An 18,573-nucleotide genomic window follows, 5' to 3' on the forward strand; every position below is an offset into this window, starting at 1 on the left:
GACCGGCCGCCCGTATCGCATGAAGGAGGCCGCCCGACCAGATAGTCACGTCACCTCTTTTACCTTTCATCAGAACTAATTCAACAAAACCATGAAGTTCAACGTTGCGCCGGGTACGCACAAGATCTACGCCAAGGCGGAGAACTGGGCCGACACGGAAACTCCAAAGGAAGCCCGAATCCTGCGCCGATATACGGCACTCGCCATCTCGATCGTGGGCTAGCTCTGCGCCGCGGCCTTCACCGCACCGCGGGCGGCAAGACGTCCGAACACCGCCGCCTTGCCGAGAGCCGAGCCGGTCATGTAGGCGCCGCCATGAAAGCCGCCGACGACTTCGCCTGCCGCGAACAGGCCGTCGATGGCCTCGCCGAACACGTCGATCACCCGCATGCGTGCATCGATGCGCAATCCGCAGTAGGTGCCGAACACGGCCGCCGTCGACGGATAGGCATAGAAGGGCGCAGTCTCGATGCGCAGCAGGCGGCCATGGTTGTGCACCAGCGCCTTGCGCCCGAACGCCGTGTCTTCGCCCGCGTCGACTGCGCTGTTGTACGCATCGACGGTCGCGCGCAGCGTTTCGTACGGCACCTCGATCTGCTGCGCCAGCGCCTGCAGGCTGTCGGCCTTCATCATCAGGCCCTCTTCCATGCGCCGGCCGAAGTCGAGGATGCGCACACGGTCGTCGCCGCTGTCGAAGATCGGCTGGTCGAAGATCTGGAACGCGCTGTGGTACGACTGGCCCATCACCGCATCGCCCAGCAGCTTGTACGAGAGCGACTCGTCGACGAAGCGCCGGCCTTCCTGGTTGACCGCGATCGCGCCCTTGTAGACCGCCAGGCAGCTGTGGTTGTTGAGCGTGTCGACCGGATGCTTGCCGAAGGTGCCCTTGATGCAGGCCATGTCGCGCATGTCGGCGCCGAGCTTCCAGCCCATCAGCAGGCCGTCGCCGACATTGCCTTCGCCGCCAACGAACACCGCCTCCGCGTAGTGCGGCGCGAAGCGGTTCACCAGCTCGGCATTGCGGCAGAAGCCGCCGCTGGCCAGCACCACGCCGTCGCGCGCGAGGATCTCGAATGCCTGGCCGCTCGCATCCACCGCCGTCGCGCCGCGCACCGGCGCGCGCTCGTCGCTGCGCAGCAATCGCTTCGCGGCGGTCGACATCATCACGCGGACGCGGCCCGTGGCCTTGCACTTGTCGGCCAGCGTGCGCACCATGTCCGCCGGATCGACCGTGTGCACGCGCGGCACCGATTGCCCCGACGAGGCCTCGATCACCGGACTGAATTCGACGCCGTGGCCCCGCAGCCAGTGGTAGGTGTCCAGCTGCTGGGCGACATACACCTCGACCAGCGAGGCGTCGTTCTGCGACTGCCCGACCTCGATCAGGTCGCGCCTCAGCAGTTCGTCGGAGTCCTCGATGTCGTTGCGCTGCTGCAGGTCGGTGCCGGCAAAGGCGAGGCAGCCGCCACTCATGGCCGAGGAGCCGCCGGTCGTGGCCGTCTTCTCGATCAGCAGCACCTCGGCGCCATCCTCGGCCGCCTGCAGCGCGCAGGCGAAGCCGGCGAGGCCGCCGCCGATCACCAGCAGCTGTGTCTGCACCGTCTTCGTCATGACGCCGCGGCCGCGGTCTGCGAGCGGCCGTAGAAATCCAGCAGCTCGAGCACGCGTTCGCGCGGCGGCGGCTCGTTGTAGTAGCCGTTCTGGCAACGCTCGACGCCGCTCTGGCGCTGGAGGTCGACCAGCATCTCCGCATGCTTGATCCAGCACGAGAGCGAGTCGAGCACCGGCACGCCGTCCACGCTGGAAACGCCCTGGCTCGCCAGCAGCACGCACAGCGGCGCCTCGCCCGGAATGATCACCTCGGCGCCGCGCGCGATCTGCGCCCGCGCCGCGGTGCGGAAGCGCTCGATCAGCGGCGCCGGCTCCGAGAAGCCGCGCAGCACATCGTTGAAGACGAAGCCGACATCGGAGACGCCGGCCAGCCGTTCCGACAGGCCGTAGCGCTTGGCGTTCTCCGCGATCAGCGGCGTCATCTGGCTGATGAACATCACCACGGCGAAGCGCGCGCCCAGCAGGCAGGAGGTCAGCATCGCCGATTCGCCGTAGCCGACGACGGGGATGCCCAGCAGCGAACGGATCTCGCGCAACGCGGGGTCGGGCAGCGTGCTGATCGCATAGGCATCGAAGCCTTCCTGCTCGGCCGCGATGCCGGCCTGCATGAACTGCGTCGCATGCAGGTGCTGGACCGCGGCGTAGCGGATGTCGGTGCCCGGGTAGTTGGTCGGGTAGGTGCCGGCACGCATGCCGTGCATGACGATCTCGGTGTCGGGGCGCGCGACCCGCTGGAAGTGGGTCTTCAGCGCCGCGTCGTAGGCGCCGAGGTCCGACAGGACCGTGAAGCTCTGATGCCAGATGCGAATACTCATGGTGCGCTCGCTCGAAGATTCAGGACTTGAAGTCCACGGTGCCGGAATTCACGACGCGGCAGAAGCGCGCGATGCTGCCCATCGAGTTGCGGTGCTCCTCCTCGGAGTGCGCGCAGCAGCCGTCCTCGATCACGACCACATCGAAGTCGCGGTCGTGGGCGTCGCGCACCGTGGCCTGCACCACCGCCTGCGTCGACACGCCGGAGCAGTAGATGCGCTCGATGCCGGCCGCGCGCAGCTGTGCCATCAACGTGGTCGAGTAGAAAGGGCTCACGCGATGCTTGACCACCTGCACGTCGCCCGGCTGCTCCGCCAGGTCCGGATGGATCTCGGTGCCCCAGGTGCCGAGCTTGTAGATGCCGGCCTTGGCCGCTGCACCGAACACAGGCGAACTCTTCGGGCACTCGTGGTAGTCGGCGGAGAAGCCGACGCGCACGAAGCCGACCGCGATGCCGGCATCGCGCGCCTTCCTGAGCGCGGCGGCGGTGTTCGCCACCACCTGGCGCGCACGCACCTGCTCGCCCATGGGCGATTTCCCGTTCGGACCGTCCGCGTGGACGAGGTCGTTTTGCATGTCGAGAACGAGGTAGATTGATTTCATGAGAACTGATTTGCCGTTGGAAGAAAAAGAGAGACTGCGCTCAATCGCAGAACATGCCGCCGTTGACGTCGAGCACCTCGCCGGTGATGAAGCCCGCATCGCGCGCGCCGAGAAACAGCGCGGCGCGAACGATGTCCTGCGCCGTGCCCATGCGGCCGACCGGGATCAGCGATCGGAGCTGCGCCGGAAAATCGGTGGTCATCGGCGTCGCGATCGGCCCCGGCGCGATCGCATTGACCGTGATGCCGTGCGCCGCGAGTTCCTTGGCGAGAAAGCCGGTCATCACGTGCACGCCGGCCTTCGAGACGCCATAGGCCACGTTGCCCGCGCGCTGCTGTTCGGCCACGTCGATCCAGGGGCGCGCGTTGCCGGCGTTCTTGCCGACCACCGAACCGATGTTGAGGATGCGGCCGAACTTCAGCCGCTTCATGCCGGGGATCACCGCCTGGCAGGCGAGGAAGCTGCCTTTCAGGTTGATGTCGATGACGCGGTCCCACTCGGCCTCGGCCAGGGTCTCCGCATCGCCGAAGGAGACCACGCCGGCCACGTTGACCAGCAGGTCGACCGGCGCCAGCTGCTGCGCGATGCGCTGCACCAGGCCGTCGATGGCCTGCCGGTCCGTGACGTCGAGCCGCACGGCCTGCACGGCGAGCGATGCGGCATCGGCCTCTTGCCACGACCCCGCGGCCGCACCGTCGGCCGTGACCACCGTGGCGCCCTCGGCGCGCAACGCGGCCGCCACGGCGCTGCCGATGACGCCATTGCCGCCGGTGATCAGCGCGACGCGGCCGACGAAATCCTGCGCGCCGCTCATCGGGCCCCCGCGCGACGGCCGGCCGACAGCGTGCCCGCGATGCGGCCGAAGACCAGGCCCTTGAGCACCGAGGTCGCGCCGGTGTAGTTGCCGTAGTAGAGCCCCGCGGTTTCGCCTGCCGCATAGAGCCCGGGAATCGCATCGCCGTCGCCATTGACCACGCGGGCCGATTCATCGACCTTCAATCCGCCAAAGGTAAACACATTGGCCGAGATGATCGGATAGGCATGGAAGGGCGCCTCGTCCAGCGCCACGGCCCAGTTGGACTTGGGCGGTGACAGGCCGCGCGTGGCCAGGCCGTCGAGTTCGAGCGGCCGCGACGTGCCGGGCACGCAGGCCTGGTTGTAGCGCGCGATGGTCGCTGCCAGCCGCTCGGCCGGCACGCCGATCTTCGCGGCCAGCGCATCCAGGCTGTCGGCCACCACCGGCGGCTGGTCGGTGCGGATGCCGAGCCGGTAATTCGGAATGCGCTGGTGCTTCGCATCGAGCACCACCCAGGCCGTGCCTTCGCGCTGTTCGTAGATGCGGCGCGTCACGCGCTCGTAGTGCGCGTCGACCGTGCCGGGCGCTTCGTCGGTGAAGCGTTCGCCATCCAGGTTGACGAGCACGCCGTAGGGGAAGATGAAGATCGACGGCTCGGCGACGCCGGAGCGCGGATCCACCGGCTCCGCGTGGTAGCTGCCGAAATCGCCGCAGGCCGCGGCGCCGATGTCCAGCGCCATGCGGATGCCTTCGCCGCGGTTGTAGTAGCCGCCCTTGCACACCGGCCGCAGATGGACCGAGCGCGGTCCGATGTAGCGGGTCATCATCTCGGCGTTGCCTTCGAAGCCGCCGCAGGCCAGCACCACCTCGCCGCGCAGCACGAAGCGCGCGTTGCCGCGGCCCGTGACCTTCAGGCCGGTGACGCGGCCGTCGTCGGCCTGCACCAGCGCCGAGGCCGTGGTCTCGTAGAAGAAGTCGACACCCAGCGATTCGGCGCGTGCCGCCAGCGCCTCGACCAGCGCCCGGCCGCCGCCCACCGGCAAGAGCCGCGGCTGCGCCTTGGTGAGGAACTGGGTCGGCAGGAAGTCGAAGCGCACGCCCATCTGTTCGAGCCACGCGATCGTGTCGCCGGCGCTGTCGGCCAGGCGTTCGATGACGTTGGGGTCGGCGATGCCGAGCGCGCGCACGAGGGCAGGGCGGTGCGCGGCCTCGGTCGCGGCTTCGGCCACGAGCTCGGGGTCGACGCTGCCCGAACCGTTTTCCGCCAGGTGCGTCTCGAAGTCGTCGCTGACCTCGGTGTGGCTCTTCATGCGCAGGTAGGCCTCGGTGTAGCGGCTCTGGCCGCCGCGCTCCTCGCGCGTCGCGCGCTCGATCACCGCGACCCGCGCACCGGCCTGCGCCGCCGCCACCGCCGCCGAAAGACCCGCCGCACCGCAGCCGGCCACCACCACATCGAATTCCTTGTCGTTCACGCGCATCGTCTCCATCAGGTCCGACGATCATTTCCCAACTTTGGCGATCCCGGCGTCGAAGAAACTGAATTGATATTTTGGCTTCGGCGAATGGGCGCGCGGCGCATGGCATCCAGAATCGTCGAGCTTCATATCGACCCCGAGGAGACACCCATGATTTCGATCCGCCGGCACATGCTGGCCGCGGGCCTGCTGGCGCTGATCGCCGGCGCGGCCGGCGCGCAAGCCGCCGACTACCCATCCAAACCCGTGCGCATCGTCGTGCCCTTCGCGGCAGCGGGCAGCACCGATCTGCTGGCACGCGTGCTGGCGCGTGCGCTGTCCACCGAGCTCGGCCAGAACGTCCTGATCGACAACCGGCCCGGCGCCAGCGGCAACATCGGCGCCGACATCGTCGCCAAGGCCGCGCCCGACGGCTACACGCTGCTCTACACCTCGACCAACCTCACGGCCAATCCTGCGCTGATGCCGGTGCCCTACGACGTGGTGCGCGATTTCACGCCGATCAGCCGCGTCGCCTTCCTGCCGCTGGCGCTGTTCAAGTCGCCGACGGTGCACACCCAATCGGTGGCCGAACTGGTGACGCTGATCAAGGCCCATCCCGGCACCTTCAACTTCTCGTCGAGCGGCAAGGGCGGCGCGCCGCACCTGGCGGGCGAGCTGTTCCGCATGAGCTCCAAGCTCGACATGGTGCACGTGCCATACAACGGCGCCGGCCCGGCGCTCAACGACGTGGCGGCCGGCACGGTGCAGCTGACCTTCACGACCTACACCTCGGCCCAGGCATTGATGGCCGCGAAGAAGGTGGATGTGGTGGCGGTCGCCAACCGCACCCGGCTGGCCGTGATGCCCGACGTGCCGACCTTCGAGGAGGCCGGCATCAAGGGCATGGAGATCGGCACCATGAACGGCCTGCTCGCGCCGGCCCACACGCCACCGGCCGTGGTGGCGAAGATCTATGCGGCACTGACCAAGGCCGGGCAGAGCCCCGAGTTCCGCAAGCAGTTCATCGACCAGGGCGGCGAAGTGCTGCTGGAGAACCCCGCGCAATTCACCATCTACATCCGCGACGACCTCGAGCGCTGGAAGACGCTGATTCCGAAGATCGGCGGGCTGCAATGAGCGCCATGGACAACGACGAGGCCGTCGACGTCATCGTCGTCGGCGCCGGCAATGCCGCACTGTGCGCCGCGATCTCGGCAGCCGAGAACGGCGCCCGCGTGCGCGTGCTCGAGCGCGCGCCGGCGGACAAGCGCGGCGGCAACTCGGCCTTCTCGGGCGGCGCCTTCCGCGTCGCCTACGACGGCGCGGCCGACATTCACGCGCTGGTGCCCGACCTCTCGGCCAGCGATCTCGCGAACACCGATTTCGGCAGCTATGCGCGCGATCGCTTTCTCGACGAGCTGATGGAGATGAGCAGCTTTCGCGCCGACTTGCCGCTCGTCGAGTTGATGGTCGAGCGCAGCTTCGAGACGCTGCAGTGGATGCGCTCGCACGGCGTGCGCTTCCTGCCGAGCTATGGCCGCCAGACCTACAAGGTCGACGGCCGGCAGATCTTCTGGGGCGGCCTGACCATCGAGGCCGCCGGCGGCGGCTTCGGACTGGTCGAATCGCTGTTCGCGCGCGCCGAGCGCCTGGGCGTGCGCATCGACTACGAGCACCGCATCGAGGATCTGCGGGTGGAGGACGGCGTCGTCACCGGCGTGCTCGCCATGCATCGCGGCCTGCCGCGGCCGCTGCGCGCCGGCGCGGTGGTGCTGGGTGCGGGCGGCTTCCATGCCAACGCGGCGTGGCGCGCGAGCTATCTCGGCAACGGCTGGGACTTGGCAAAGGTGCGCGGCTCGCGCTACAACACCGGCGACGCCATCCGCATCGCGATGGCCCACGGCGCGCGCGCGCATGGCCACTGGTCGGGCTGCCACGGCGTGTTCTACGACGCCAATGCGCCGCAGTTCGGCGACATCGCGCTGCTCGACCAGCAGAAGAACTACTTCACGCTCGGCATCGTGGTCAACACGCGCGGCGAGCGCTTCATCGACGAGGGCGAGGACTTCCGCAACTACACCTACTCGCGCATGGGCGCCGAGCTGCTGCGCCAGCCGGGCGGCCGCGGCTGGCAGATCTTCGATGCGCAGACCGTGGGCATGCTGCCGCAGGAATACCGCGTGAAGCATGCGAGCCGCATCCACGGCGACACCCTCGAGGCACTGGTGGCCAGGCTCGAAGGCGTGGACCGCGCACGCCTTTTGCGCACCATCGCCGACTACAACGCGGCGATCGACGACAGCAAGGCTTTCAATCCCGCCGTCAAGGACGGGCGCTGCACGCGCGGCCTGGCGATCGACAAGAGCAACTGGTCGGTGGCGCTGTCGCAAGGGCCCTTCGTGGCCTACGAGGTGACGACCGGCATCACCTGCACCTACGCCGGCCTCGCGATCGACACCGAGGCGCAGGTGCAGTCGGTCGAAGGCGAGGCGATGCCCGGGCTGTACGCCGCCGGCGAGCTGGTGGGCGGCCTGTACTACACGAAGTACCCGGGCGGCGCGGGACTGACCTCGGGCTCGGTGTTCGGCCGCGTCGCGGGCAAGGCCGCGGCACTGCATGCGCGCAGCGCTCGTGTCGCTCAGGCGTAGACGAAATCGACGCCAGCCTCGGCGTCGAGCGTGAGCAGGCGTTGCCAGAGCACGGGTGCCTCTGCCGCGCGCCCCGCTTCGGCAAGGCAGCCGTCGAACTTGCGGCGCGCCTGTTCGGGCGATGCGCCGAAGGAATGCGCTGGTGGACTCTGCAGCACGCGGCCGTCGACGCGCATGCGGATCTCGGCCGGCGGATGGCCCGGGTTGTCGGGCAGGTTCTCGACGATCTCGACGCGGTCGGCGAGCGCGTGGATGTCCCGGGCTGCAAGCGCGCGATCGTTCAGCGTCGCCAGGTCGACCGTGCCGCGCGAGAGCGTGAAGGCGACCATCCACGGAATGCTGTATTTGGCGTCCTGCAGCGTGGCCGGCCGTCGCCGGTCGTCGATCGGCCGGCACAGCCTGGCCGCCGATGCGTTGACGCCGACCTCGATGCGGCCCGCCCTGTCGAGCGCCAGGCCCGCGTCCGCCATCCGTTCGCGCAAGGCCAGCGCCGCGGCCACGTAGGGATGCGACAACCTGCAACTCGGCCAGGGCTTGATCTCGACCTGCTCGAAATGCCATGCATCGGGATCGAGCAGCAACGCACGCTGCGCAGCGGTCGGCGCGCTGCCGAGATAGATTCGGAACAGCCCGGCCGCGCCATCGAGAGACAACTCCGGTCCGTCGATGCCGGCCGCGCAGATCAGACCGGCCTGCACGCCGCCCATCGCGGCGAACGCGGGATAGATCGCCCGCGCGGTGGAGCCGGTGCCGAAACCCGCCTGCTTGCCGCCCGCCGCCTGCATGTAGGCGAGGCCGAGCGACGCGACGATGGCGTCCTCGCCGTCGCCGCGCACGATGCCGGCCGCGAGCGCCGCACCGAGATAGCCGAAGAGCTGCGTCAGGAACCAGTCGGAGCCCGGTCCCTCGCCCGATGGCGACACCATGACGCCGAGCCGGCACATCAGCTCGTCGCCGAGCGCGACCGCTTCGACCACACGCTGACCCGATGCATCGCACATCGAGGCGGTCGCGAGCGCCGCGGCCAGCGTGACCGTGGTCGGATGCAGGCGCGCGCGATCGTGGATGTCGTCGAAGTCGAGGATGTGCATCAGCGCCGCGTTGGCGAACGCGGCCTGCGCTGGCGGCATGCGGCGCGCAGTGCCGAGCACGCGGCAGGCGCCGCCGTCGACGCCGGCCGCCATCGCCTCCAGCACCTGCGCGGCCAGCGGCGTGCCGTGCGCGGCCAGGCCCATGCCGACCGCGTCGGCGATGTGCAGCCGCGCCTTGGCGAGGATGGAAGGCGGCAAGCCTTCGCGTTGCCGCCGCAGCAGCAGCCGCACCAGCTCACGGCCGAGGGATGGCGTGCTCAATCGACGTGGATCCCGGCCGACTGCACGACCTTGCGCCACTTGGCGACCTCGCCCTTGTAGAAGCTTTCGAAGGCCTCGGGCGTGCCGGTGCTCGGCTCGGCACCCAGTTCGAGCAGCCGCGCGCTGACCACCGGATCCTTCACCGCCTCGACCACCTCGTGGTTGAGGCGGGCGATGATGTCCCTGGGCGTGCCGGCCGGCGCGAACAGGCCGAACCATGCGGTGGCATCGAAGCCGGGCACGCCGCTTTCGTCGAGCGTCGGAATGTCGGGTGCGACGCGCGAGCGCTTCTTCGTGCTGACCGCCAGCGCCCTGAGCTTGCCCGCCTTCACCAGCGGCAGCGTGGTGATGATGTTGTCGAAGGTCAGCGATACCTGGTTGCCGAGCACGTCGTTCATCGCCGGCGCCGCGCCCTTGTACGGCACGTGCGTCAGCTTGATGCCCGCGGTGCTGGCCAAGAGCTCGGTGAACAGGTGCGAGCCCGAGCCATTGCCGGCCGTGGCGTAGTTGATGCTGCCGGGCCTGGCGCGCGCGGCATCGAGCAGCGCCTTCGTCGTGGGGTAGGGCGCATTCGGATTCGTGACCAGCAGGAAGGCCGTCGACGAGATCATCGAGATCGCCGTCAGGTCCTTCACCGGGTCGTAGCTCATCTTCGGATAGAGGCTCGGATTGACCGACAGCGAGATGGTGCCGAGCAGCAGCGTGTAGCCGTCCGGCGCGGCCTTGGCGACGACATCGGCGCCGATGTTGCCGGCGCTGCCCGGGCGGTTCTCGACCACCACGGCCTGGCCCATGCGCTCGCCGATCTTCTGGGCGACGATGCGGGCCGCGACGTCGGAGGCGCCGCCGGCCGGGTAGCCGACCACCAGGCGGATCGGACGCGTGGGATAGGCCTGCGACCAAGCAGTGGCCGAGGCCATCGTCAGGGCGGCGAGAAGGAATGCACGGCGGGGAGAGAAGAAGGTCATGGCTTGGCTTGTCGTTCGATCAGTCGGCGGTGGTGATGCCTTTTTCCTTCACCAATTTGCCCCAGCGCTCGTACTCCTGGCCGACGAATGTCTGGAAGGCGGCCGGCGAGGCCATGGACGAGGGCACGACGGCAACCTTCAGCAGTTGCTGCCGCACGTTGGGCTGGGCCACGGCCTTCTCGAGCGCGGCATTGAGTTTGTCGATGACGGCCTTCGGCGTCTTCGCCGGCGCGAACACGCCGACCCAGTTGCTGACGTCGAAGCCCGGCAGCACTTCCTGTGCCGTCGGCACGTCCGGCAGGAACTCGACGCGCTTGCTGCTGGTGACCGCGAGCGGCTTGAGCCGGCCGCCCTGGAACAGCGGATAGAGCGGCGGCACGTCCATCACGATGCCGTCGACGTGGCCGGCCACCGCGTCCGCCGCGGCCGGCCCGGCGCCCTTGTAGGGCACGTGCACGATGTTGCCGTTGGCGGCCTTGATCAGCAGCTCGATGGTCAGGTGCGGCAGGCCGCCGGTGCCCGACGACGCGAGGTTGACCTGGCGCGTGCGCGCCAGCGCCAGCAGGCCCTTGAGGTCGCTGACGCCGACCTGCGGCCCGACCGCGATCGCCTCGGGCGTCAGGCCCACGGTATTGATGGCGATGAGGTCGGTGAGCGTGTTGAAGGGCACCTTCGCCAGCGTGTGCGGCGTGATCACCAGCGGACTGGCGCTGGCCGCGAGCAGCACGTAGCCGTCGGGCGTCGCCTTGGCGACGTAGTCGGCACCGATCACGCCGCTCACGCCAGCCTTGTTCTCGACCACCACCGCCGTGCCGAGCGCCTCGCCGAGCGCCGGCGCGATGATGCGCGCGACGATGTCGTTCGAGCCGCCCGGCGGATAGCCGACGATGAGGCGGATCGGCCGGTTGGCCGGATAGTCCTGCGCCGCGCTGAGGCCGGCTGCGAGCAGCGAACAGCCGGCCAGCGCCGCGAACGCCAGCCGGCGGGTGAGAAGATGGACCGCGCGCGAGGACCTGGGCATGAACTTTGTCTCCGAAGAATGTCGTGGCACGCGACAGCGCGCCTTGCAGCATCCGGCAGTCTAAAGAGCGCATCGCGGCACCGGACGCTCCGGCGGCGAAGGCACTTTTCGTATTTCATGAATCTGCGCGCCCTGGCACGCGGCCTACGATCGCAGGCGCTGCTTCGCTTCGCCGCGCCACCGGAGGACATCCTGAAAATCTGGCATCAAAGCTTCACCGACCTCGACGCCTTTCCGCTCTACCGCGAAACCCTTCAGGCGCATGGGCGCGCCGTGATGGGCGAGGACGCGACGGTCGTCGTGCATGGCCTGCGCCCCGGCACCTACCCGCCCGGCATCGCGCCGATGGAAGTCAACAGCCGCGCCGGGCTTCGCCTCTTCAACGACCCGCAGGTGTGCGAGGCCGCGCTGGCGGCCGAGCAGGCGGGCTACGACGCCTTCGCGCTCGGCTGCTTCTTCGACCCGGCGCTGCATGCGGCGCGTTCGCTGGTGGACATCCCGGTCGTCAGCCTCACCGAGAGCTGCATGCTCACGGCCTGTTCGCTGGGCCGCAAGTTCGCCGTCATTTCGCTGACCGCTTTTCAGAAGATGCTGACCGAGGATCTGGCGCAGGCCTACGGCCTCACGAGCCGCCTGGCCGGCGTGGTCGCCATGGAGCCCGCGGTGCGCCTCTTCGATCTGGAGGAGGGCAGTGCGGCCACCGAGACCATCCGGCAGAGCTTCGCTGCTTCATGCCGCGAAGCGCTTCGGCTGGGCGCCGAAGTCATCATCCCCGGCGACGGCGTGCTCAACGAATTCCTGGTGCGGCACCGCATGCTGGAAGTGCAGGGCGCGGTGGTGCTGGATTCGCTCGGCGTGCTGTTCCAGCATGCAGCCTTCCTGGCGCGCGCCCGCGCGAGCCGCTGCCTGGACACGAGCCGCGCGCTGCTCTATGCGAAGCCGACCGAGGCCATGCTGGCGCACCATCGGCAAGTGCTGGGGGTACTCGACCGCAAGGAGGGCGATTTCTCGGGCGGGCCGGTCGCGCCGGCTGCGCAGCCGCCCGCTTCGTCCGCCCGCTGAAGGAAAAAGCGCTGGCCGCGGCGTCTCAGGCCGTCACGGCAAAGGATCGCACGGTCTGTTCCAGCATCTGCCGCGCATCCTCGGCCTGGCCGGCCATCGCGTCCACGCGCCCTTGATCGGCTTCGAGGCTCTTCGCGAGCTGCACCAGTTCGCTCGCCACCGCGCTCGGCGCCGGGCCGCCGTAGAGCACGCGGCGCTTGACGAAGGTCGCCGGGTTCATCGCGGCAGCGAACGCGGCGGCCGAAAGGCCGGGCGCCGCATGGCCGAGCGTCTTCGCGGCCGCGTCGAGCTGGCGGCTGGTCGCCTTGGCGGGCGCGATGCCGGCCTCCTTGGCCTGGCGCACGAACACGGCGACGATCTGATGCGCGGTGCGCCAAGGGATGTGGGTGTCGCGCACCAGCGCGCCGGCCAGGTCCGTCACCTGCGCCCAGTTGGCGCCGGCGAGTTCGAGCATGCGGTCGTCGTGCACCTTGAGGTCGCGCAGGAGCGGCCCCAGTGTCTCCAGCCGCACGGCAAGGTCGCGCCCCAGTTCCCAGAGGATGGCCTGGCTGCTGCGGCGCTCCATGATCGGGAAGCCGGTCGGTCCGCGCTCGGCCACCATGACCGTGGTCACCGCACCCATCGCGCGTGCCGAGATCGATTTCATGTCTTCGAGGCCGTCGGGATTTTTCTTCTGCGGCATGATGCTGCTGGTGCCGCAGTAGCGGTCGGGCAGCTCGACCATCGCGAACTCGGTGGTCGACCACAGGAACAGGTCCTCGGCCATCCGCGCCAGCCCCTGCGCCAGCGTCGCGAGCACGCCCACGTACTCCATCAGGATGTCCTGGCTCAGGATCGCATCCATCGTGTGCGGCAGAGGCTGGTCGAAGCCCAGCAGCTGGCTGACGCGATGGCGGTCGATCGGGAAGTCGCTGCCGGTGAGGATCGCCGCGCCCGCCGGCGAGCTGTTGAGCCGCAGGTGGAAGGACATCAGCCGGGCCGTGTCGCGCGCGAACACCGCCTCGAACATCGTGAGCCAGTGCGCGAAGGTGGTCGGCTGCGCATGCTGGCCGTGGGTGTAGCCGGGCATCACGGTGTCGCGATGGCGCCCGGCGAGTTCGATCAACGCCTGCCGCACCTCGCAGAGCGCGGCCATCAGCCGGTGCACGTGGTTGCGGACAGTGAGGCGCCGCGCGACCTCGGCCAGGTCGCCCGAGCTGCGGCCGATGTGCAGGTAGCCGCCGACGTCGTCGCCGAGCGTGCCGATCAGGTAGTGCTCGCCCGAGTGCATCCCGCCGTCGACGCGGTTGCGGGCTTCTGCCACGCCTTCTTCTTCCATCGTCAGCAGGCCGCCGAGCAGCGCGGCACCGATGTCGCGCGGGATGATGCCGGTCTCGGTGAGCATCACGGCATGCGCCTTGTCGAAGGCGTGGATCGCATGCACCGATTCGCCCAGCAGGCTCGAACGGTGGAAGTCGAGGTGCGCGAGCGGCTCCTCGGTCAGGCGGGTGCCGGCGGAACGAAAGCCGCGGTAGCCGGTGTCGGGTTGCTTCATCGGGTGGGTCCTCGCGCCGCGCTCAGGGCTGGCGCGGCTGGGTGTTGATGGTCACCTGATCGACCTTGGCGTAGCCGAGGTTCCAGGCACTGAAGATCTTCGCGTAGCTGCCGTCCCTGATCATCGAAGCCAGCGCCTCGGCGACCACGTCGCGCAGTGCCGCGTTCGACTTGGCGAAGGCCAGGCCCGCGAGATCGACGGTGGCCGGCTTGCCGATCAAAACGAACTTGCCCTTGTCCGGCGACTTCGGATCCTCGTTGAGGAAGCGCACCGAATCCACGCTCGCCGCGGCGGCCACGGCGCGGCCCTGCATCAGGTTCATGCGCGCGTCGGCCGTCTTGTCGGTGAGCGAGAACTGCATCTCGGGCCGGCCCTTGCCGACGCACACGCTCTGGTTCACTTCCTTCAGGCGGATGAAGAAGATGCCGTTGCGGTTGACGGCCACGGTCTTGCCGCACACGTCCTCGACCGTCTTCAAATCCTTCGCGCGGTCGGCAAACGCGAACAGCTGCGTGCCGGTCGCGAAGTAGTCGACGAAGTCGGTCTTGTCGCGGCGTGCCGCGATGTCGGCGATGACCGAGGCGCCGATGTCGATGCGGCCGGTGTCGATCGAATTGATGATCTGGTCCAGCGATTGCGATTGCCATTCGACCTTCAGGCCGAGGCGCTTGCCGATCTCTTCGACCAGGTCGATGTCCAGGCCCATGAGCTTTTGCGTTTCCGGGTCCTTGAACTCGAGCGGGATGTAGGTCGGGCTGGTGCCGACCACGATCTTGCCGGCCTGGCGGAACTTCTCCGGCACGCGCGAGGCCAGCGTGGCGAGCGCGCCGGCGCTGTTCGCGGCCGCAGGCGCCGGGTCGGCGGCGTAGACGGCGACGGCTGTCGACAGCCCGAGTGCGAGGGCCAGCAGCTGGCGGCATGGGAGCGCGATGATGTTTTTCATGATGACCTCAGTGGGAAAGGGATGCGGTGGGAATGACAGGTGACGTCGCGGCCGCGGGCCGATGCAGCCGCTGCAGGAACTCGCGGGTGCGGCTTTGCTGCGGATTGCCGAACAGCTGTTCCGGCGGCCCGCACTCGACGACGCAGCCGTCTTCCATGAAGGCCACGCGGTCGCAGACCTCGCGCGCGAAGGCCAGTTCGTGGGTGACCAGGATCATGGTGCGCCCCTCGGCGGCCAGGTCCTTCATCACGGCCAGCACTTCGCCGACCAGTTCGGAGTCGAGCGCCGAGGTGGGTTCGTCGAGCAGCAGCATCGTGGGTTCCATCGCGATCGCGCGGGCGATGGCCACGCGCTGCTGCTGGCCACCGGAAAGCTGCGAGGGATAGCGATCGCAGAAGCTCGCGAGGCCGACGCGATCGAGCAGCCGGCGCGCCTGCGCCTCGGCTTTCGAGCGCTCGGTGCCCTTGACGATCACCGGGCCGCTGGCCACGTTCTCGAGCACGGTCATGTGCGGGAACAGGTTGAACTTCTGGAACACCATGCCGACCTGGCTGCGCTGCGCGGCGATCTTGCGGTCACCGTGCTGGTACAGCTTGCCGTCGCGCAATGCATAGCCCACCACTTCGCCGTTGACGAAGAGCTCGCCGCGGTCGATGGTCTCGAGCTGGTTGAAGCAGCGCAGGAAGGTGCTCTTGCCGCTGCCCGAGGGACCGACGATGCCGAACACCTCGCCGGCCTGCATTTCGAGGGAGACGCCGCGCAGCACCTGGACATCGCCGAAGGATTTCCAGACGTCGCGCGCCACGGCGATCGGGTTCATGCGGTCACCTCCACGATGACGGGTGCGGCGGTGCCGGCGCGTGCCGGGTTGACGCGGTTCAGCGAGCGCGCCAGGCGCTGTTCCAGCTTGCGCTGCAGATAGCTCAGCACGGTGACCGTCACCAGGTAGTAGATCGCGCAGATGCACAGCAGCTCGATCACGCGGTTGTTGACGTAGTAGATGAGCGAGGCCGAATGGATCACTTCCTGGTAGTCGATCGCGGCCGCCAGCGAGGTGGTCTTGAGCATGCTGATCACCTCGTTGCCGAGGGTCGGCATGATGACCCGCAGCGTCTGCGGCAGCACGATCTTGCGCATCACCTGCGTGCGGCGCATGCCCAGCGCCTGCGCGGCTTCGTACTGGCCGGCGTCGATCGACAGGATGCCGGCGCGGATCACCTCCGCGGTGTAGGCGCCCTGGCAGACGCCGAGTCCGAGCAGGGCCGCGAGAAAGGGCGTCATCAGCGTCACGGTGCCGATCTGCCAGACGCCGGGCAGGCCGATGGTCTGGAACACCAGCGCCAGGTTGAACCACAGCAAAAGCTGCAGGTAGATCGGCGTGCCGCGGAAGAACCAGATGTAGCCCGAGGCGACGAAGCGCGACACCGGGCTGGACGACAGCCGCATCAGCGCGACCAGCAGCCCGAGCGCGATGCCCAGCGCCATCGCGCAGACCGTGAGGATCAGCGTGTTGAGCACGCCGTGCAGGATGGCCGGCGCCGTGAGGAAGCGCCGCACGTAATCCCATTCGATCTTGCTGGTCGCGAACGCGTGCACGAGGAACACCAGCACCGCCGCCGACAGCACGCCGGAAATCCAGCGGCCGGGATGCCGCAGGGGCACGCGCGGAATGCCGGCCAGGGAGGGCAGGGCTTGCGCGGCGCGAGGATCTTTGTCCATGGGTTTTGTCTCCTTGTCTGCGGTGGGTCGTCAGGCCCGCTTGATCTTGCGCTGGTGCATCACGCGGCCGATGGTGTTGAGCAGCAGCTGCGCCGCCAGGATCGCCGTCGAGCCCGAGTGGTCGTAGTCGGGCGCGACCTCGACCAGGTCGATGCCGACCACCTCGCCCTGCTGCGCCAGGCCGGCGAAGATCTCCAGCCCTTCGTAGTAAGTCAGGCCGCCGTGGCTCGGCGTGCCGGTGCCGGGCGCGATCGAGGGATCGAAGCCGTCGATGTCGATGGTGAGGTAGTAGCGCACGCCCTTCGGAATGCGGTCGAGCACGCCCTGGACGCCGAGCCGGCGCAGCTGGCGCACCGAGATGATGTCGGAGCCCATGCGCCGCGCCTCTTCGTAGCCTTCGCGCGCGGTCGACGAGACGTTGCGGATGCCGATCTGCGTCATGCCCGAGACCACCGCCTTCTCGGCCGCGCGCCGCAGCGGATTGCCGTGCCCGTGGCGAACGCCGTGGCGCTCGTCGACGAAGTCCAGGTGTGCGTCGATGTGGACCACGTGGAAGGGCGCCTGCCCCTCGAAGGCCGCGATGCAGGGAATGTTGATGGAATGGTCACCGCCCATCACCACCGGCAGTGCGCCCGCGGCCAGCATCTTGCGCACGCCGTACTCGATGTTCGCGTGGCACTTCTCGGTGTCGGTGTGGACCATGTCGGCATCGCCGATGTCGACCATGCGCACTTCGTCGGCCGGCATGTAGAGCACGTCGTCCTCGAAGTCGTAGGCCCCGCCGTGGCCGAAGGCGAACAGCGTCGAGGCCTCGCGGATCGAGCGCGGGCCGAAGCGCGCGCCGGCGCGCCACTGGGTGCCGCAATCGAAGGGCGCGCCCATCACGGCGACGTCGGCGTCGATGGCGTCCCAATCCAGGCACAGCGGCGATTTGCCGAAGGTGCAGATGCCCACGAAGGGCAGGTCCAGGCGGCCCTGGTCATAGCGGTTCTTGTCGGGGACGTGGCTCACGGGCTTCTTTCGGGACGTTGAATGGCCGAATTCTGGGCACAAGCTTGCTCCGGTAAAATCCCAAGTTCGAGATCTTCATTTCCGGAAATCCGGAAGTATTCGAAACGCCCCATGCAAGTCCAGGACGCCGACCTCAAGCTGCTGCGCGTGTTCGACACCGTCGTGCGCTGCGGCGGCTACGCGGCCGCCCAGTCGGCCCTGAATCTCGGCGGGTCGCGCATCAGCGAGTACATGTCGCAGCTCGAGACGCGCATGGGCGTGCGGCTGTGCGAGCGCGGCCGCGCCGGCTTCCGGCTGACCGAGGACGGCGCCCATCTGCACGAGGCCGCGCAACGGCTGCTGGGCGCGGTCGACACCTTCTCGCTCGAATCGGGTGCGCTCAGCAAGCAACTGCGCGGGGCCTTGCGCTTCGGCGTGATCGAGGCCACGCTGACCGACGACCAGTCGCCGCTGTTGCCAGCGATCCGCAGCTTCGTGCGCGTGGCGCCCGACGTTCATCTGCAGATCGTGATGGACACACCCGCGGGCATGGAGCAACGCGTGCTCGACGGCAGCCTGCATCTCGCGCTCGGACCCTTTCCCGATCGCGTCGCGGGCCTCGACTACAAGACCCTCTACCGCGAGGAGCAGCTGCTGTACTGCGCCTCGCCGCACCCGGTCTACTCCTGCCCGCCGGGCCCGCGCCAGCTCGAGGAGATCAGCCGCTCCAAGCTGGCGGCGCGCACCTATCTCGGCGGCCAGGAGCTGACGCTGCTGCAGATCGCCGAAGCGGCTGCCTCGGTCGACAACGTCGAGGGCCGCGCATTGCTGATCCTGTCGGGCAACTACCTGGGCTTCCTGCCGGCGCACTATGCGCATCCGTGGGAGCAGAGCGGCCTGCTCAAGCGCATCAATCCGCATCGCCTGCGCACGCATCTCGAATTCAAGGCCATCCGGCGCCACAGTCCGCAACCGGCTCGCGCAGTCCAGGGCTTTCTGGACCACCTGGTGTCCGCGAGCCAGCAGCGCAAGAGGACAGCTGGCAAGCTCTGAAAA

The 18,573-nt window shown here is 68.6% G+C and carries 18 protein-coding genes; 5 read left to right on the plus strand and 13 right to left on the minus strand.

Annotation, left to right across the window (positions count from 1 at the left end):
- The first annotated feature begins 91 nt into the window (after window positions 1–91).
- On the plus strand, window positions 92–223 hold the full coding sequence (locus E5P2_RS38255; protein WP_269475724.1) for a hypothetical protein: 132 nt from the start codon (window positions 92–94) through the stop codon (window positions 221–223).
- Here the strand turns inward: E5P2_RS38255 and E5P2_RS35730 are convergent.
- The 5 genes from E5P2_RS35730 to E5P2_RS35750 are packed head-to-tail and all read right to left on the minus strand — an operon-like array spanning window position 220 to window position 5,301.
- A complete protein-coding gene (locus E5P2_RS35730) occupies window positions 220–1,611 on the minus strand; it encodes an FAD-dependent oxidoreductase (RefSeq protein WP_162571799.1) in 1,392 nt (463 codons plus the stop codon). The genes E5P2_RS38255 and E5P2_RS35730 overlap by 4 nt on opposite strands.
- A complete protein-coding gene (locus E5P2_RS35735) occupies window positions 1,608–2,426 on the minus strand; it encodes an aspartate/glutamate racemase family protein (protein ID WP_162571800.1) in 819 nt (272 codons plus the stop codon). Before E5P2_RS35735 ends, E5P2_RS35730 begins: the two co-directional genes overlap by 4 nt.
- 19 nt (window positions 2,427–2,445) lie before the next feature.
- Window positions 2,446–3,027 carry a cysteine hydrolase family protein gene (locus E5P2_RS35740; protein ID WP_162571801.1) on the minus strand — a complete coding sequence of 194 codons (582 nt, stop codon included), beginning with the start codon at window positions 3,025–3,027 and terminating at the stop codon, window positions 2,446–2,448.
- 40 nt (window positions 3,028–3,067) lie between these two features.
- On the minus strand, window positions 3,068–3,841 hold the full coding sequence (locus E5P2_RS35745; RefSeq protein ID WP_232081041.1) for an SDR family NAD(P)-dependent oxidoreductase: 774 nt from the start codon (window positions 3,839–3,841) through the stop codon (window positions 3,068–3,070).
- The gene (locus E5P2_RS35750; RefSeq protein ID WP_162572131.1) at window positions 3,838–5,301 is read right to left on the minus strand and encodes an FAD-dependent oxidoreductase; all 1,464 of its coding nucleotides are present in this window, start codon (window positions 5,299–5,301) and stop codon (window positions 3,838–3,840) included. Before E5P2_RS35750 ends, E5P2_RS35745 begins: the two co-directional genes overlap by 4 nt.
- Before the next feature lie 147 nt (window positions 5,302–5,448).
- Between E5P2_RS35750 and E5P2_RS35755 the strand changes: the two genes are divergently transcribed.
- Entirely contained in the window at window positions 5,449–6,417 is a 969-nt protein-coding gene (locus E5P2_RS35755; protein WP_162571802.1) for a tripartite tricarboxylate transporter substrate binding protein, read from the plus strand.
- Window positions 6,418–6,422: 5 nt separating this feature from the next.
- The gene (gene tcuA / locus E5P2_RS35760; RefSeq protein WP_232081043.1) at window positions 6,423–7,928 is read left to right on the plus strand and encodes an FAD-dependent tricarballylate dehydrogenase TcuA; all 1,506 of its coding nucleotides are present in this window, start codon (window positions 6,423–6,425) and stop codon (window positions 7,926–7,928) included.
- On the opposite strand, the gene E5P2_RS35765 is transcribed toward tcuA, so the two are convergent.
- Genes E5P2_RS35765 through E5P2_RS35775 form a run of 3 tightly spaced genes read right to left on the minus strand, consistent with a single transcriptional unit; the run spans window position 7,919 to window position 11,269 of the window.
- On the minus strand, window positions 7,919–9,280 hold the full coding sequence (locus E5P2_RS35765) for an MmgE/PrpD family protein (protein WP_162571804.1): 1,362 nt from the start codon (window positions 9,278–9,280) through the stop codon (window positions 7,919–7,921). The genes tcuA and E5P2_RS35765 overlap by 10 nt on opposite strands.
- Entirely contained in the window at window positions 9,277–10,248 is a 972-nt protein-coding gene (locus E5P2_RS35770) for a Bug family tripartite tricarboxylate transporter substrate binding protein (RefSeq protein WP_162571805.1), read from the minus strand. Before E5P2_RS35770 ends, E5P2_RS35765 begins: the two co-directional genes overlap by 4 nt.
- Before the next feature lie 19 nt (window positions 10,249–10,267).
- On the minus strand, window positions 10,268–11,269 hold the full coding sequence (locus tag E5P2_RS35775; protein WP_162571806.1) for a Bug family tripartite tricarboxylate transporter substrate binding protein: 1,002 nt from the start codon (window positions 11,267–11,269) through the stop codon (window positions 10,268–10,270).
- A gap of 117 nt (window positions 11,270–11,386) precedes the next feature.
- Here E5P2_RS35775 and E5P2_RS35780 point away from each other — a divergent pair, with 117 nt between their 5' ends.
- Complete coding sequence (locus E5P2_RS35780; RefSeq protein ID WP_162571807.1) at window positions 11,387–12,331, plus strand: aspartate/glutamate racemase family protein; 945 nt, start codon at window positions 11,387–11,389, stop codon at window positions 12,329–12,331.
- A gap of 25 nt (window positions 12,332–12,356) precedes the next feature.
- On the opposite strand, the gene argH is transcribed toward E5P2_RS35780, so the two are convergent.
- From argH to speB, 5 genes are read right to left on the minus strand one after another with little or no spacing between them, the layout of a single operon-like run.
- Window positions 12,357–13,865, minus strand: coding sequence for an argininosuccinate lyase (gene argH, locus E5P2_RS35785; protein WP_162571808.1), 1,509 nt, complete (start codon window positions 13,863–13,865; stop codon window positions 12,357–12,359).
- A 22-nt stretch (window positions 13,866–13,887) separates the two neighbouring features.
- On the minus strand, window positions 13,888–14,808 hold the full coding sequence (locus tag E5P2_RS35790) for a transporter substrate-binding domain-containing protein (protein ID WP_162571809.1): 921 nt from the start codon (window positions 14,806–14,808) through the stop codon (window positions 13,888–13,890).
- 7 nt (window positions 14,809–14,815) lie between these two features.
- A complete protein-coding gene (locus E5P2_RS35795) occupies window positions 14,816–15,628 on the minus strand; it encodes an amino acid ABC transporter ATP-binding protein (protein WP_162571810.1) in 813 nt (270 codons plus the stop codon).
- A complete protein-coding gene (locus tag E5P2_RS35800; RefSeq protein ID WP_162571811.1) occupies window positions 15,625–16,527 on the minus strand; it encodes an amino acid ABC transporter permease in 903 nt (300 codons plus the stop codon). The genes E5P2_RS35795 and E5P2_RS35800 overlap by 4 nt, the downstream gene beginning before the upstream one ends.
- 30 nt (window positions 16,528–16,557) lie before the next feature.
- Window positions 16,558–17,538, minus strand: coding sequence for an agmatinase (gene speB / locus E5P2_RS35805; RefSeq protein ID WP_162571812.1), 981 nt, complete (start codon window positions 17,536–17,538; stop codon window positions 16,558–16,560).
- A gap of 111 nt (window positions 17,539–17,649) precedes the next feature.
- Here speB and E5P2_RS35810 point away from each other — a divergent pair, with 111 nt between their 5' ends.
- Window positions 17,650–18,570, plus strand: coding sequence for a LysR family transcriptional regulator (locus E5P2_RS35810; protein ID WP_162571813.1), 921 nt, complete (start codon window positions 17,650–17,652; stop codon window positions 18,568–18,570).
- Window positions 18,571–18,573 lie beyond the last annotated feature (3 nt).

This window comes from Variovorax sp. SRS16 (genome assembly GCF_901827165.1).
GTDB lineage: Bacteria > Pseudomonadota > Gammaproteobacteria > Burkholderiales > Burkholderiaceae_C > Variovorax.